Annotated in this window: 10 protein-coding genes; 5 read left to right on the forward strand and 5 right to left on the reverse strand. The window is 67.3% G+C overall.

Annotated features, from left to right (window positions below):
- Nucleotides 1-66 precede the first annotated feature (66 nt).
- Nucleotides 67-1,614, forward strand: coding sequence for an MFS transporter (locus ABZY91_RS07925; protein WP_355400652.1), 1,548 nt, complete (start codon nt 67-69; stop codon nt 1,612-1,614).
- A 181-nt stretch (nt 1,615-1,795) separates the two neighbouring features.
- Here ABZY91_RS07925 and ABZY91_RS07930 read toward each other — a convergent pair whose 3' ends face one another.
- Nucleotides 1,796-2,812, reverse strand: coding sequence for a DUF2332 domain-containing protein (locus ABZY91_RS07930; RefSeq protein ID WP_355400654.1), 1,017 nt, complete (start codon nt 2,810-2,812; stop codon nt 1,796-1,798).
- A 143-nt stretch (nt 2,813-2,955) separates the two neighbouring features.
- A complete protein-coding gene (locus tag ABZY91_RS07935; RefSeq protein ID WP_355400656.1) occupies nt 2,956-3,441 on the reverse strand; it encodes a nuclear transport factor 2 family protein in 486 nt (161 codons plus the stop codon).
- Nucleotides 3,442-3,735: 294 nt separating this feature from the next.
- On the opposite strand from ABZY91_RS07935, the gene ABZY91_RS07940 reads away from it, so the two are divergent.
- The 4 genes from ABZY91_RS07940 (at nt 3,736) to ABZY91_RS07955 (ending at nt 9,617) form a co-directional block, all read left to right on the forward strand.
- Nucleotides 3,736-4,842, forward strand: coding sequence for a substrate-binding domain-containing protein (locus tag ABZY91_RS07940; RefSeq protein ID WP_329952376.1), 1,107 nt, complete (start codon nt 3,736-3,738; stop codon nt 4,840-4,842).
- Nucleotides 4,843-4,970: 128 nt separating this feature from the next.
- Nucleotides 4,971-5,759, forward strand: coding sequence for an ATP-binding cassette domain-containing protein (locus ABZY91_RS07945; protein WP_329885674.1), 789 nt, complete (start codon nt 4,971-4,973; stop codon nt 5,757-5,759).
- 56 nt (nt 5,760-5,815) lie between these two features.
- Complete coding sequence (locus tag ABZY91_RS07950) at nt 5,816-7,084, forward strand: sugar ABC transporter permease (RefSeq protein ID WP_329885754.1); 1,269 nt, start codon at nt 5,816-5,818, stop codon at nt 7,082-7,084.
- 397 nt (nt 7,085-7,481) lie between these two features.
- Nucleotides 7,482-9,617: an AIPR family protein gene (locus tag ABZY91_RS07955; RefSeq protein WP_355400659.1), complete on the forward strand. Its 2,136-nt coding sequence runs from the start codon at nt 7,482-7,484 to the stop codon at nt 9,615-9,617.
- Between the two features lie 184 nt (nt 9,618-9,801).
- Here the strand turns inward: ABZY91_RS07955 and ABZY91_RS07960 are convergent, their stop codons facing one another.
- From ABZY91_RS07960 to ABZY91_RS07970, 3 genes are read right to left on the reverse strand one after another with little or no spacing between them, the layout of a single operon-like run.
- Nucleotides 9,802-13,005, reverse strand: a complete 3,204-nt coding sequence (locus tag ABZY91_RS07960) for a type I restriction endonuclease (protein WP_355400661.1) — start codon at nt 13,003-13,005, stop codon at nt 9,802-9,804.
- 3 nt (nt 13,006-13,008) lie between these two features.
- Nucleotides 13,009-14,250, reverse strand: coding sequence for a hypothetical protein (locus tag ABZY91_RS07965; RefSeq protein WP_355400663.1), 1,242 nt, complete (start codon nt 14,248-14,250; stop codon nt 13,009-13,011).
- On the reverse strand, nt 14,247-16,235 hold the full coding sequence (locus ABZY91_RS07970) for a class I SAM-dependent DNA methyltransferase (RefSeq protein ID WP_355400665.1): 1,989 nt from the start codon (nt 16,233-16,235) through the stop codon (nt 14,247-14,249). Before ABZY91_RS07970 ends, ABZY91_RS07965 begins: the two co-directional genes overlap by 4 nt.
- Between the last annotated feature and the right edge of the window lie 165 nt (nt 16,236-16,400).

Here is a 16,400-nt window from a genome sequence, read left to right on the forward strand (position 1 = left end):
GCTCCGGACCGAGAGTGACGGTGCGCCGGGCCGCCCGGGCCGGCGCACGGACGAAGGAGTACGGGGATGCGGAAGTGGTGGCCGCTGATCGCGGTCAGCCTCGGGGTGTTCATGCTGCTGACCGACATCAGCATCGTGATCGTGGCACTGCCGGACATCGGCGCCGCGCTGGGCATGGACTTCGACGGCCTTCAATGGGTGATGGACGGCTACGCGCTCGCGCTGGCGGCCCTGCTCCTCGGCCTCGGCGCGCTCGCCGACCGGGTCGGCCGGCGGCGGGTGTACACGGCGGGCCTGGCGGTCTTCGCCGTCGCCTCGCTGGGCTGCGGGCTCGCCCCGAACGGCGGGGTGCTGATCGCGGCGCGGATCGTCCAGGCCACCGGCGGGGCCGCGATGTTCGCCACCGCGATGGCCCTGCTCAACCTCGCCTACCGAGGCCGGGACCGGGCGGTGGCGTTCGGCGTCTGGGGCGCCGTCAGCGGTGCCGCGGCCGCCACCGGGCCGGTCGCGGGCGGACTGCTCACCGAGTACCTGGGCTGGCGGTCCGTCTTCCTGGTCAATCTGCCGGTCGCGGTCGCCGCCGTGATCCTCACCCGCCGGACGCTGCCGGAGTCCCGGAACCCGGACGCGCACCGGATCGACCTGCCCGGCGCCGCCGCCTTCACCGTCGCTGCGGGCTCGGCCGTCCTGCTGCTGATCCGCGGCGGCGCGGACGGCTGGACCTCACCGTCCGTCCTCGGCGCGGCCGGGACGACCGCCGCCGCGCTCGCCGTGTTCCTGCTGGTCGAGCGCCGCAGTCCGCACCCCCTGCTGGACCTCGCGCTGTTCCGCAGCCCCGTCTTCACCGGGGTCATGCTCTGCGGCCTGGTCTACTCCGCCGCCGCGTTCTCCTACCTGCCGTACACCTCGCTCTGGCTCCAGTCGGTGCTCGGCGGGGGCCCGATGGCCGCGGGTCTCACGCTGCTGCCGATGAGCCTCGTCGCCTTCGCGGTCTCCGCCCTGGCCGGCCGCCGGCTCGCCGCCCTCCCCCCGGCGGTGCCGCTCGCCGGCGGGCTCGCCGTGATCGGCGCGGGCGCCCTTCTCCAGTGCACCCTCGACGCCTCGTCCACCTGGACCGCGCTGCTTCCCGGCCTCGCCCTGACCGGGCTCGGTGTGGGCGCGGTCAGCCCGGTCCTGGCGGCCGGCGCGATGGCCGCCGTCCCGCCGGAGCGCGGCGGCATGGCGGGCGGCGCCCTCAACACGTTCCGCCAGCTGGGTCAGGCCCTCGGGATCGCGGTCTTCGGTCTCGTCCTCCACCAGGGGCTGCGGGCCTCGCTCGCCGACGGAACCACCGGCGGATCCACCGCCGTCCCCGATCCGGAGGCCGCCGCCCGCGCCCTGAGCGCGGGAGCGCCGGTGCCCGGTATCCCCTCCGAGCTGGTCCGCGCCGCGTTCGCCACCGCGCTCGACCGCACCCTGCTGGTCGCCGCCCTCACCGCGCTGGCCGGCGCCGCAGTCGTCGCGGTCCTCCTCCGGGCCCGGCCGACCCCGGCCCGACCTCCGGCGGACGGTCGGCCCTCTGCGAACGGCCGGGCCACGGAGGAGCGGCCGAAGGGCACACTCGCCCAGCGATGACGGTCCGCCGCCTCGCCCGCGCAGGACGTCCTGAAGCAACGGAGTGAACGGAAGGAACGGAAGGAACGGACCAGGACCGGCCCGAGCAGCTGGTCCGTCGCGAGGTTCGGATCGTCCCCGGACCGGAACCCCGGTGTCCGGTGCGTCCGGGGCCGGGGGTCCGGGGAGCCGGGGCCCTGGCTCAGCCCCCGGAGGGGAGCCACTCCAGCGACTGGCCGTGCGGGCCGGTGCGGGCGAGCGGCCGCTCGTTCAGGGCCAGGGTGAAGAGCAGGTGCCCGGCCGCGGGGACGTCCGGCAGGCGGCGGTCCACCTCCGGAAGCACGCCCGGGCCCTCGTTGGAGATCCAGGGGCATGCCAGCTCACGCATCGTGGCGGCGAAGGACTCCCGCTCGTCGGGCGTCAGATAGGCGATGACCGCGCTGTGGAAGACCACCGGCGTCGCTCCCGCCGGGGCGGCCGCCACCAGCTCTCGGATCGTCCCGTTGAGGTCCCCGCGGACCAGCTCGGGCGGCTCGGCGCGGGCGATCCGCACGGCGCCCCGCAGCCGGGCCAGCCGCTGGTGCTGCTCGGGCCAGACCAGGGACTCCAGCCACCGGACGTCCTGCGGGGCGGTGACGTCCAGCGGGTTCAGGTCGACGCCGGCCCGCCACGCGATCTCGGGCAGCCGGACGGGCTCCGGGACGACCGCCCCGCCCCGGTCACCGCCGGGCGGGGCACCGGACCCGCTGCCCGTCGTGAGGCACTCCAGGACGACCGGGCTGTCGGCCGGACCGAGAGCCGTGACACCGTCTCCGTGCTGGTACAGGTAGCGGTACCGGTCCGGATACAGGCAGAGGCCCGCCGAGGCGCCGACCTCGATCAGGGCCAACGGCTGCGGCAACCGGGCGAGCACCGGGAGCAGGGCGGCGCACCGGCCCGGTTCGTTCGTCTGCGTCCGGCGCTCCAGGACGGTGGCGCGCACCCGGGGCCAGTGCCGGGCGGTCCAGTCACGGAAGGCGGACTCGTCGTCGATCGGGCCGCCCAGGAAGCGCACCGCGCCCAGCAGCAGGTTGGGCTGACGCTTGGGCGGCGGGAGTTCGTCGATCAGTGCGAGCAGACCCGGGTCGCCGGAGACGGCCGAGGAAAGCCTCTCGTAGGACGGGGAGTTGCCCCGTGCCTCCGTCGTCGCGAACTGCCGGTACCGCCCCGCCGTGTCCACTTCCCGCTCCCCCTCCCGGACGATCGAGCCGGCAGCATACGAGGAGGGCCCCGGAGTCCGCCACGGGGCCTTCCGGCGGGCCGACGCCGGGCCGGGCCGGGCCGCCGGAGCCTCCCCCGCCCCCCGTACCGGCAGCTCGCGCGTCACCCGGCCGGGAGTGCCGCGCGGAACGGCCCGGGGTGCCCGATCGGCGGAGCGACGGCCTCGGTGACGCCCTGCTGCCCGAGGACGTCGCAGACCGACGCGAGCAGGGCCGTGTCGCAGTAGATGTGCAGTTCGGTGATCTTCGCCCACTTGATCCGCAGGACGTGCACGCCCTGGTTGGAGTAGTGGTTGCCCTCCCGGTCGGTGAGGTGGTCCACCCACTCGACGAACGCCACGGTGTCCCAGGGCCAGCCCTTGGCGACGACCTTCTTCAGCTCGAAGCGCAGGTCGGGCATGACCTCGGCCAGCCTGTCGTACCAGCGCTGGATCTGCTCCGCGTCGTGCCGCCCGCCCGCCAGGGCGTGCGAGCCGGAGAACCAGTGCTCAGCGTCGGGGGCGAACTGCCGGACGATAGCCGGGTAGTTGCCGCGATTGACCTCGGCGAAGGAGTTGCGCAGGTTGCGCCGGACGATGGCGTGATACACGTTTCCACCCCTGCTCGACATGGTGACGACCCGTCATCGACTCTAGGACCTCCCGGCGGCCGACGGCGTCCCGCCCTCCCCGGGCCCGGAGCCTCCACAGCCGCGCAGGGGCACGGGCGCCCGCCGCCCCGGGATCCGGCTCCGGCTCCGGCTCCGGCTTCCCGCGGCGGAGCGAGGCGGCGCGCCCCGGAGGCACCCGCTCGGCTCAACCCGAATCGTGGTGCGCGGCCGTTGTTCGCAGACTCGATGCAGGGGCGGACTCCAGGGTCGGACCCATACGGAAGAGGCATCCTCATGAGCAACGGTCTTCGCCACGTCCTCGCGGTGATCGCGGTGACGTCGGTCGGTCTCGGCCTGGCGTCCTGCGGCAGCGCCAAGGAGTCGACCGGCAGCACGTCCTCGGGCAGCGCGGCGTCGGGCGGGACGATCAAGATCGGCCTGCTGCTGCCGGAGACCAAGACGACCCGGTACGAGCAGTTCGACCGTCCGCTGATCGAGCAGAAGATCAAGGAGCTCGCGCCGAACGCGCAGATCGACTACTACAACGCCAACGAGAACGCGACCACCCAGCAGACCCAGGTCGACACCGCCCTCACCAAGGGCGACAAGGTGCTGATCCTGGACGCCGTGGACTCCAAGTCGATCCAGTCCTCCGTCCAGAAGGCGCACGACGCCGGCGTGAAGGTGATCGCCTACGACCGCCTGGCGCAGGGCCCGGTCGACGCCTACGTGTCGTTCGACAACAAGAAGGTCGGCGAGCTCCAGGGACAGGCCCTGGTGGAGGCCGTCGGCGACAAGGCGAACGCCGGGCAGATCATCATGATCAACGGCTCGCCCACCGACCCCAACGCGGCCGACTTCAAGGCGGGCGCGCACAGCGCGATCGACGGGAAGCTCCAGATCGGCAAGGAGTACGACACCCCGAACTGGGACCCGAACAACGCCAACCAGGAGGCCGCGGCGGCGATCACCGCGATCGGCGCCCCGAACGTCGTGGGCGTGTACTCGGCGAACGACGGCATGGCCGCCGGCATCGCGACCGCGCTCAAGGCCGCCGGCCTCAGCGTCCCGCTGACCGGCCAGGACGCCCAGCTCGACGGCGTCCAGCGGATCCTGGTGGGCACCCAGACCATGTCGATCTACAAGCCGTTCAAGCCGGAGACGGACGCCACGGCCCAGATCGCGGTCGCCTTCGCGCAGGGCAGGACGCCCGATCCCGCGCTGCTGCCGACCACCGTGACCAACGGCAGCGGCAACTCCGTGCCCGCCAACCTGATCACCCCGATCGTGCTGACCAAGGACAACATCAAGACCACGGTGGTCGCCGACGGCCTCTACACCCCGCAGCAGATCTGCACCGCCGACTACGCCGCCGCGTGCGCCGAGGCCGGTATCTCCTAGCAGCACACCGCCCGGCCCACCCGGCACCGGCCCCGGCCCCGACGCCCGAGGCCTGCCCCCGGCCGCACCACACGGCCGGCCCCCCGAATCCGTAGACGCCCCGCCCCCGCCCGGGCGGGGCAAGGGAGTTGGTCACTGTGGCAGGTGAGACCGTTCTGGCCCTGCGCGGGGTCTCCAAACGGTTCGGCGCCGTGCAGGCGCTCACCGACATCGAACTGGAGGTGCACGCCGGCGAGGTGCTCGCCCTGGTCGGCGACAACGGCGCCGGCAAGTCGACCCTGGTCAAGGCGATCGCCGGGGTGCACCAGCCGGACGAGGGCGTCATCGAGTGGAACGGCAGGCCGGTCTCCATCCACCGGCCCCAGGACGCCCAGCACTTGGGTGTCGCCACCGTGTACCAGGACCTCGCGCTCTGCGACAACCTCGACGTGGTCGCCAACCTCTTCCTCGGCCGGGAGATCCGGCGCTTCACCGTGCTCGACGAGGTCGAGATGGAGAAGCGCTCCCGCGAACTGCTGGACACGCTCTCCATCCGCATCCCCAGCGTCCGCATCCCGATCGCCTCGCTCTCCGGCGGCCAGCGCCAGGTGGTGGCGATCGCCCGCGCGCTGATCGGCTCGCCCAGGGTCGTGATCCTGGACGAGCCGACCGCCGCGCTCGGCGTCGAACAGACCGCCCAGGTGCTCGACCTCGTCGAGCGGCTGCGCGACAAGGGCCTCGGCGTGATCCTGATCAGCCACAACATGGCGGACGTCATGGCGGTCGCGGACACCGTCGCGGTGCTCCGACTGGGCCGCAACAACGGCGTCTTCGAACGGCGCTCCACCACCCAGGAACAGATCATCTCGGCCATCACCGGTGCCACGGACAACGCCGTGACCCGTCGGCAGGCCCGCGGCACGGAGGGCACCCAGTGAGCGACGACACCCCGGGCGGCGAGCAGCGCCGCCACGTCCCGCTGCCCGAGGACAGCATGCCGAAGGGGGGCGTCAACGCACCCGTCCCGGTGGCCCCCGAGGCGACCCCCGCCGTCGACCCCCGGCTGATCGTCCGCCAGGAGGGCGTCAAGGGCTACCTGGGCGAGTTCCGCCGCCGCCTCGGCAGCGGCGAACTCGGCTCGCTGCCGGTCGTCCTGGCCCTGATCGTCATCTGGGCCGTGTTCGGCAGCCTCAACAGCAGCTTCCTCTCCGCGCAGAACCTCTCCAACCTGTCGCAGCAGATCGTCGGCACCGGCATGATCGCGATCGGCGTCGTCTTCGTCCTGCTGCTCGGCGAGATCGACCTGTCGGTCGGCTCGGTCAGCGGCCTGTGCGCGGCGATCTTCGCGGTCATGAACGTCACCCACGGCGTGAACCAGTGGGTGGCGCTGATCGTGGCCGTCGCCGGCGGCGCCGTCGTCGGCCTGATCCAGGGCCTGTTCTTCGCCAAGGTCGGCGTGCCCGCCTTCGTCGTCACCCTCGCCGGCAACCTCGGCTGGAACGGCGCCATGCTGCAGATCCTGGGCTCCAGCGGCACGGTCAACCTCTCCGGCAACGACATCGTCTCCAGGCTGTACAGCACCATCTACGGTCAGCAGGCCGCCGCGTACGGCGCGGCCCTGGTCGGCGTCGCCCTGTTCCTCCTCGCCACGCTGGTCGACACCCGCCGCCGCCAGCGCGCCGGAGTACCCTCCCGGCCGATCGTGGACATCGTGCTGCGCACTGCGGTCCTGGCCGTCATCGCCTTCCTGGCGGCCTACACGCTCAACCAGTACAAGGGGCTCCCGCTGGCCCTGCTGATCTTCCTGATCTTCATCGTGGTGCTGGACTTCGTGCTGCGCCGCACCCGGTACGGCCGCCAGGTGTTCGCCCTCGGCGGCAACATCGAGGGCGCCCGCCGCGCCGGCATCAACGTCTCCTGGATCCGGATCAGCGTCTTCGTCATCTGCTCGACGATGGCGGGCATCGGCGGCCTCTTCCTGGCCGCGCAGATCCAGTCGGCCAGCCAGACCTCCGGCGGCGGCAACCTGCTGATGAACGCCATCGCGGCGGCCGTCATCGGCGGCACCAGCCTCTTCGGCGGACGCGGCAAGACCTGGTCGGCCCTGCTGGGCGCGCTGGTGATCGGGTCGATCCAGTCCGGCATGAACATCCAGGGCCTCAGCAACGCCATCCAGTTCATGATCACCGGCGCGGTCCTGCTCGCCGCCGTCGTCATCGACTCCCTGGCCCGCCGCACCCAACAGGCCGCCGGCCGCGCCTGACCCCGCACCACCCCGCGCACGCAGAAGCCCGGGTCGAATACATCCGACCCGGGCTCCGTCCGAGCCGCCTGCGGGATTCGAACCCGCGACCTACGCATTACGAGCCCGAGAGTGATCACGATGGCTACTGCCGGCATCGATCACTTGGTGATGAACCCGCAGGTCAGGACGTTGCGCCGTGATCCACGATCCCACCCGAACCGGCACGTGCTGCCCCGTCCGCTCACGCATCGCTCACGCATCGACCTCGCCACCTGGGGAGCCATCAGGGTTGATCCCAATGTCAGGTGATGGGAGTTCAGAGACCGCGATGGCAGCAAGCACCACCCGGCTCTCCCCCTAGATCCCTAGACTGTGCCAGAGCGATGCAGCACACGGCACGGCGTTGGGGGCAGGTTTGGAAGAGTCAGAATGCAGGGCTGCCACGGCCCCCATCCGTATCCACCAGATCCGCACTGCGCTTCTACAGCAGTACCAGGGCCTCATCTACGACGAAGACCTCAAGGGGTACGACCCTCAAGGCTACGAACAGCGTTTCCTCTCACGCGCGTTGACGGCAGCTGCTGTGCGCGAAGTGACGGGATGCGACCAGAGGACCGCTGGTGCCTCCGTCATCGACGGTGAAGACGACCAAGGCATCGACGGTGTGGCCGTCACCGAGGGCACACAAGAGGTCTGGCTCGTCCAAGCCAAGTGGAGTGACGAAGGCAAGGGCAAGCTCGACACCAATGCGGCGCACAAGCTCATCGCCGGCCTCCGCCTCGTTGAGCAGCGAAGCTTCGACCGCTTCAACGACCGCCTGGAACCAATCGCTGCTCGCGTCAACGCTGCAATGCACGACGCCCGACTCAGGGTGACTCTGGTCATCGCTGTCATGGGTACGGGGACGCTCAGCAAGGAAGTCGTCAACGTTCTCGAAGACGCTCGCAAGGACTTCAACGGGCTCGGCCCGGTCCTCGAGTACCGCGTGGTCCTCGCTGCTGACATCCTCCGACAGATTCGCGAGGATCTCGCTCCCGAATCTGTACAGGTCACTGTGCGGATGACGAACTGGCTCCGGCGGAACACTCCGCTCAGCGCCTACCAAGGCACTGTCTCAGCAAGCAACATCGCTGAGTGGTACCAGGAACACGAGAGTCGACTGTACGAGCAGAACCTCCGCCAGTCTCTCGGCACCACCCGCGTCAACTCGGGCATGCTGAGCACTCTGGTGGACGAACCGGAGAACTTCTGGCTCTTCAACAACGGCGTGACAGTGCTGTGCGATCAGCTGAAAGAAGAGTGGCCCGGGCGCCGACGTCCAGACGAGCCCGTGCATCTACACCTCTCAGGGGTGAGCGTCGTGAACGGCGCGCAGACCGTCGCGGCGGCGCACCGCGCCTCGAAGGCGTCGCCCGAGGCAGTCGAGGACGCTGAGGTCACGGTCAAGGTGATCGTCGTCGACAAGAACATGTCGGATCTGGCCCAGCGCATCACCGAGACAACCAATACACAAAATCACGTGGAACAACGCGACTTCATCGCCTTGGACGAGGTTCAGGCGATGATCCGCGAGGACTTCATGCTGTCCCTCCAGAAGTCCTATGTGTTCAAACGCGGCGAACCCGACCCGGCACCGGACGAGGGCTGCTCCGTGGTGCACGCCGCCATTGCCCTGGCGTGTGCGCACCGCAACACCGAACTCACCGTGCGGGCGAAGCGGGACACTGACCTGCTCTGGGAACGAGGTAGCGGAGGCGCCTACCCTCGCCTCTTCGGTGAGCGTCCAGGGGCCTTCCAGATCTGGCGCTCAGTACTCGTGCACCGCACCGTGGGCACCGCCCTCAACGAAGAACGCAAGCGCTTCCAGAAGCGCGCTGCCGACGTGAGCCAGCGAGGTGACCTACTCGTCACCCACCTGGTCTTCCAGCTTCTCGACCAGGACCGCATCGACGATCCGGAGTACGACTGGAATGTGGCGCTGCGAGAGGTTCCCGCCCTCACCAGTCGCGTCTTGTCCTGGCTGATCCACCACATCGATATGGAGTACGGACCGACCTCCTTCCTCAGTGGAACACTCACTGACGCCGGGCGGTGCAAACGCCTTGCAGAGCTGGTGCTGCGCGACGCCGCACGGGAAGGCGTCATTCCCGATCTGCCGGCCATCTACGAGGCCGCTAAGGAGGGCAAGCGCAAACCGCGCCGTCCCAATGCCGTGCCCACCCTCGTGGACCACGGAAGGATCACCGATGGAGTACCAATTCGCCTGCGCCTGTTGAACAAACCCGAGATCGACGCGCTCACCCCGTGGCTCACCGAGGACCCCCAACGCGGCGAGGCAACATGGGTGAACGACCGAACGCGGTGCCTCGTATGGGCAGTCGATGGGCAGGCATACTCACCCACGCGCCTCGTCCTCAACCTCTACGAGCTCGCAGGTTGGGAGGAAGCGCCTGTGGCGGTCCAGGGCCCTGCACGGTGGACGGTAGACGGTGGCGCAACCCTCTCGGAGTTGGCTCGGACAGTGCTTGACGAGCAGGCTGAAGAGGAATAGCCCGAGAGCAGCGCGGTGATGCCCGGCAACCGCCACAGGTTGCCGGGTCTCCGTACATTCGTCGAGCCTGCCAGGGTTCACACTCGTCCTGGCTCGCGGCGGAGCGAGCAGCTGGCCAGCGACTGAGCCTGGCCGGACGAGCGTGAATGAGACCAAGGTTTCGCTGTCGACCCGGCGGTTGAGGTCATGCTTTTGGTTCTTCCGGCTCAGCCTCGGGCTCCGTGCGCGCGTGCCGAGACTCGTACAGGTACGCACCGATCAGCCGGATGAGTTCATCAGCCCGCTCGCCCTCGCCGGTCAACGCGCCGGTCAGCTTCCCGAAGGCCCCCTCGTTGAGCACGGCCGCGTCGGTAAGGGCCTCGCGCAGGTCAGGGGAGAGGAGGAACTGATCCTGCGCATTGTTGTCGATCTGTTCGGCGATCCGCGGGTCCTCCTCGGCCATCCCGGCTGCGGCCGTGACAAAGGCGCCGATCTGCGGGTCCGCGAATTCGCCGCCGAACAAGCTGTTGATCTTGGCGATCACCTCCGACAGCAGCACTTGCTGCGAATCGCGGGCCACCGCGGTGCCGATACCAGTGATGCCCCGCATCCCCGGCGTCTCGTGGTCTCCGGACAAGGCTATAGCAGCCTTACCCTGGTCAATTTGCCGAACCTGCTTGAGGACTATCCCGGACAGGTCCACGTCGGCGCTGGGATCGTCGATCGCGAGCAGGCGCACCAACTGGCGCAGGAACTCAGCGAGTTTCTCCAGGTCGGTGGTCGCGTAGTCGACGACCTGAGACATGTGGTCGTAGAGGCGGACGTAGGAGCCGCAGTCCTTGCGGAAGGTCCGCAGCTCGTTCAGGGCCTCGCTGTCATCCCTCTCAGTTGCCTCGGTCCATCGGTTGGCGAACTCATGGCGGGCCGGCGTGATCGCCGCCGCCAGAGCCGAGTGCCGCTGCTGACCCCACCAGGCTTCAGCGTAGCGTTCGACGTTGGCGCGGGTGTAGATGCCGGGCTGAGCTAGCTTCGTGGCGAGCTGGTGGACAAGGTTGGGATCGGTGGCAGACTCAACGTGGGCCTCGGTGTAGTACTGCAGGAATGCATTCTGGATGTCGATGGGGGAGTTGACGAAGTCAAGGATGAACGTCTGGTCCTTCGCCTCACCAGACGGGGCGCGGTAGGTGCGGTTGAGACGGGAGAGCGTCTGGACGGCGTGCACATCGGGGAGTTGCTTGTCGACGTACATCGCGCAGAGCAGTGGCTGGTCAAAGCCGGTCTGGAACTTGTCCGCCACCAGCATTAGCCGATAGTCGGGGCGCCGAAACTCCCGAGCGAGATCGGACCCGAGGCCCGGGTTCAAGGACGCTTCTGTGGCGTTCTCCAAGCCATAGTCCTCGTCGTCGATGTCACCGGAGAACGCGACTATGGTTTTGAGCCTGTAGCCCTTGGCTCGGATGTACTTGTCCGTCTCGATCTTGTAGCGGACGGCTGCTTGGCGCGAGGACGTGACCACCATAGCCTTGGCCTGACCACCGAGGAGGTGCGCGACATTGGCCCGGAAGTGCTCGACGATAATCTCAACCTTCTGCCCGATGTTGGACGGGTGAAGGTTCTTGAACCGCATGATCTTCTTCGTCGCGGCTTTCGGGTCGACCAGTTGACCCTCATCGTCACTGCTGATCGTGGTAACGACGCCGTCTGCACCGCGCTCCTCGATCTCGAAAGCGGTCTTGTACGTCTGGTATCCACGCAGTACGTCGAGGATGAACCCCTCCTCGATGGCCTGCCGCATTGTGTACACGTCGAACGACTCGGGCTTGCCATCGGCGCTGGGGCGCCCGAACAGGGTCTTCGTTTTGTGCTTCGGCGTGGCGGTGAACGCGAGGAACGAGACGTTCGGTGACGCGGCTCGGGCAGCCGTTTCGGCGGAGATCCGCTGCTCGCGCTTGGCGCGCTCGTCGTCGGCGGAGAGGAGCTCGTTGACGACGTCCTGGGTGTCGACCGGCTCGTCTTCGGCGACCTGCCCGCCGTCGGTGATGACCTGCTTCAGGGCGTTGGCCGTCTTGCCGTACTGGGAGGTGTGGGCCTCATCGACGATGACGGCGAACGCCCTGTCGCCGAGCGTCGTGTCGATCAGGCCCTTGACGTAGGGGAACGTCTGGATCGTGACCACGATGATCAGAGCGGGCCCGGTCAGCGCGTCGAGCAGGGCCCGGGACTTCGAGCCGCCGGAGCGGCGCACAGAGGCGGAATCGATGACCGCCACCAAGTCGCCGGAGTCGTCGACCTGGCTGACGGCCTCCTGGAGCTGCCGATCGAGAACCTTACGATCGGAGACAATCAGAACTTTGTCGAAGACCTTGCGATTGTCCCCGTCATGCAGCCGGGCGAGGCGATGCGCGGTCCAGGCGATCGTGTTGGTCTTGCCCGAGCCGGCGGAGTGCTCGATCAGATATCGCCGCCCGGGCCCGCCAACGCGGACCTCGTCGACGACCCGCCGTACCGCACGCCACTGGTGGTAGCGGGGGAATAGCAGCGCCGTCGTCCGCTTGATCTTTCCGGTGGCCGGGTCCTCATCCTCGTCCTTCCGCAGGAACATCAGCGCGCCGAGGATGTGGAGCCAGTTGTGCCGATCGAGGACCTCCTCCCAGAGATAGGAGGTGGCTGCACCGTTCGGGTTTGAGGGGTTGCCTTTTGCGCCGCTAGCGTGGCCCCGGTTGAACGGCAGGAAGTGGGTTTTGTCGCCAGCCAGCTTCGTGGTCATCCAGACTTCGTCGTCGTCGACTGCGAAGTGGACCAGGGCGCGAGTGCCGAAGCCGAGGAGCGGTTGGCCAGTCGGCTGGCGATCCTGCTTGTACTGCTTGACTGCAGTGCGCCACTCCTGCTTGAAGAATGACTTGAGTTCGAGCGTCGCGACGGGCAGGCCGTTGACGAAGAACACCAGGTCGATCGACCGATTGTCGCCTCTGGCAGAAGAGAAGTGGACCTGGCGGACTACTCGCAGTCGAACCGACTCGTAGGCGTTCACAACGGTCGGATTGAGGGTAGTGGCCGGCGCGAACTGGCACATATGGAAATGCGCCGTTGCTCCACGGGTGTGGGAGAACCTCCGGCGTAGCACGTTCAGGGTGCCGCCTCCAGAGCCCATAGGAGCATCCAGGCGCTTCACAAGGGCGTCGAGGAGCGCGTCCTTGTCGGCCAGCTCGGTCGGGTTGCCGACCTTGATGACCTTCTTGTACTCCTCGGCCTGGGTGGTGCTTAGCCACCAGTGGACGTCCTCGGGCCACAAGGCGCGCTTCGCGTCATAGCCGCCGTCGGAAGTGCTGTACTCCCAGCCGCGGGCCGCCAAGTACTCGGCGATCTCAGTCTCGAACGCCTCTTCGCGGGTCTGGTCCGAGGACGCCATCGATCAGCCTGCCTTCCGAGTAGTGCGTACGTCGAGTTGTCCGGTTACCGCGGCCGTGATGAGCGCGGAACGTCGCTCCCTGGCGAAGGCGATGTGCTCTTGTGCCTTGGCGATGAGGGCATCGATATGCGTGGTCTGGTCGTTGAGATGAACGAGAATCCGACACTGCTCATCGACCGATGGGAGTGTCATCGGAAGGTTAACGATGTCGGCTTGGCTAATATTGAGCATCGAGGAGCTCGCGCCCGTGGCTTGGATCTCTACCAGATCACGCCATTTGCGGCTTCCAAGCACGGTGGCAACGAACTGAGGGAGTGCCCGGTCGCCGTCAAGCGTGAAAGCATAGAGTTTGTCACTCAGCATTAGTCGCGGGAAGTCGCCTTCGACGACGGCTGCGCTTCCAACGAGATCGCGAGTGTTGGCACGAGAAACGATTAGGTCGCCACGTTGCACGACAACCTCAGGCCGAGGGGCTTCCTCTACTGGAAGCTCCTTGTTCTCCAAAGGGCGGAAGACTCCGCCGTTCGCTGCACCTGCCTTGAGGACCGCCCAGGAGTTGACCCCATCAGCAGGCCACGAATAGCACTGCGGGCTCCAGCCTTGACGTACCGACCGAATGAAGTGCTTCAGTCTTGTGCCGCTTGCGCGAACTTCCGACACCGCGACCTCGATCGCGGCGCGTCGCCGTTCTCGGAGGAACTCGATGAACTCCTCCTGCTTTGAGACCAGGGCATCGATTTGTGCTGTCTCGCGGTCCAGAAAATCGGCAATGGCCCACTGCTCAACGAGGGCGGGTGCTGATACCTCGAATTTTGACACCTTGTCGGCAGTAAAGTGTGGAATCGTCGCAGTGCTTGTGACGAGGTCGACCCGGCCACGCGTGAGTGCGTCTTGTAGCGCATAGTCGAGGAACCTTCCATCGGCACGCCCAGCGAGGGGGCGCAGACGGATAATTGAGTTCTGGAAACCCCACCCTGGCAGATCCTCACGGATTACGGCTGATCGACCGTAGCCGGCGCCACCCTCGACGATCACAACGTCGCCGCGTCGCAGGTCAAGTGCCCGTAGTTCGCTCGGATGGAACCACATCGGCTGCTCCGGCAGCTCAATGATCTTCCCTTGAGGCTGGACGTGTGCCGCTCGCAGGTATGGGGCGGGGATGTCAGACGGGCTCTTCGACTCCGGCTGAACCATTTTCCCGAGTACGACGTTCGCCAATCGCTTCATCGGTAGAACAGCGCTCACGCCTCTACCTCCCGCAGCATCCCCATGATCTCGCCAACAACGCGGTTGAGGTCAGCGTCGATTTTTTCCAACGGGCGGGGCGGAGTGTAGCGGTAGAAATTCCGAGTGAACGGGATCTCATAGCCAATCTTCGTCTTCTTGTCGACCCAGGCGTCAGGAACGTGTGGCTTGACCTCAGTCTCGAAGTAGGCGGCGATGGTCTCCTGTGCAGCGTCATGGGTTTTGGGGTGGCCGCCCCAGCCGAAAGGGATATTTTCGGTGTCGCGCAGCACAGGGTCGGGCTCGATCGCGCCTTTGTGCGGGCCGGAGGTGTAGCGGCAGATGTCGGCTTCGTCATCGTGTTCGCCGATCGTCAGCCACAGTGTCTTGCGCTGAGCCGCGGTCAGCGTGACTGGGAAATCACGCAGGTGTTTGCCGAGGTCATCGAGAAACTCCTCCCTGTTGAGGTAGACCTGCTCGCCGAAGGAGCTGAGGGCCTCAACCAGGTCCGGGATCTTGCCAAGGGTTTTGTGGTCGGCCACGTCGGCGATCCGCTCGGCGGTGCACTGGAACCTGAAGCGCATGGGACGCTCGACGGTGATTGTCCAGTAGGCGAAGTCACGGTTCTCGAAAATCTTCGAGATGTCTGATGTCTCATAGGAGGCGAACGCCTGAACGATCACGGTGCGAGCGTCATCAGAGATTTCGACGCGCTTGGAGCCGATCGACTTGCGCAGTTTGGAGCCGAGCCCGGTAGCGTCGATGAGCTGTACGGTGCCCTTGCGTTCGGCGGGCTTGGCGTTCGAGAGGATCCACAGGAAGGTGGGGATTCCGGTGTTGTAGAACATGTCGTTGGGCAGAGCAACGATCGCCTCGACCAGGTCATTTTCGAGCACGTGGCCGCGGATTTTGGATGGTCCGGATTCTGCGCCACCGGTGAAGAGCGGCGAGCCATTGAGAACGATGCCTGCCTTACCGCCGCGGCCGTTCTCGTCCACGTCGCGCATCTTTGAGGCGACGTGGAGGAGAAACAACATCGCGGCGTCCCCGACAGTGGGTAGACCGGGGGCGAAGCGTCCCTGGCCGCCACGGTCGTGCTCGGCGGTCACCTCGGAGGCGACGGCCTTCCAGTCGGTGCCGAACGGCGGGTTTGAGAGGACGTAGTCGAACTTGCGGGCCTCGAATCGGTCGATGACGAGGGTGTCGCCCTGACGGACGTTGGTCGGGTCCTGGCCCCGGATGAGCAGATCGGCCTTGCAGATCGCGTAGGTGCGCGGGTTGATCTCTTGACCGAACAGGGCCGTTGAGGCGGACCGGTTCAGGTCGTGGAGGTGCTCGTCGGCCACGGTCAGCATGCCGCCGGTGCCGACGGTGGGGTCGTAGATGGAGCGGACCTGGCCTCGGCCGCGCAATGCCTCGGTGTCCTCGGCATAGACGAGGTCGACGAGGAGGCGGACGACGTCACGTGGCGTATAGAACTGGCCGGCGCCGTCGTTGGCGGACTCGGCGAACCGGTAAATGAGGTTCTCGAACAGGTCGCCCATGTCCGCATTCGAGACCGTCTCAGGGCTCAGGTCGATCCCCCGGAAGTGTCTGACGACGGGCGAGAGGCGGCCCCGGGCGTCAAGGGTGCGCAGGACGTTCTCGAAGTCGAAGGACTTGAACACGTCCAGGTTCGATGAGAAGCCCGAGACGTAGTCGATGAGGTTGGCTGCGAGGTTGTTCGGGTCCTGCAGAGCCTTCTTCAGGGTGTAGTTGCTGGTCGTCCAGAAGTTCAGGCCCGCATTGTCCGGGGTGCGCGTCTTGAGCTTCAGGTGAGTGCGACGCTGCTGATCACCGGGGTACTGGCCGATGATCTCAGCCATCGCCTCCCGGTGCGGTTCCATCACGCACTCCAGCCGACGCAACACGGTGAACGGCAGGATCACCGAGCCGTACTCGGCTTCCTGGTAGGGGCCGCGCAGTGTGTCGGCGACGCTCCACACGAACTGGCTGAGGACGCTCACGCAGGTCTTCTCCGGTCTGAGGCTCGGGCGGTCGCAGCTCTGCTTGACGAGAGCTGTGCCGCGGTACCTGAACCCTATCCGGCAAGACCCACACGAGATGGAGCACCGGTCAAGAGTTCTGGGTAGGTGGGTAGGTGTTCAAGCAGCAGCGCTCTCCTCGCAGTC

This window comes from Kitasatospora sp. NPDC002965, from assembly GCF_040611255.1.
Lineage (GTDB): Bacteria > Actinomycetota > Actinomycetes > Streptomycetales > Streptomycetaceae > Kitasatospora.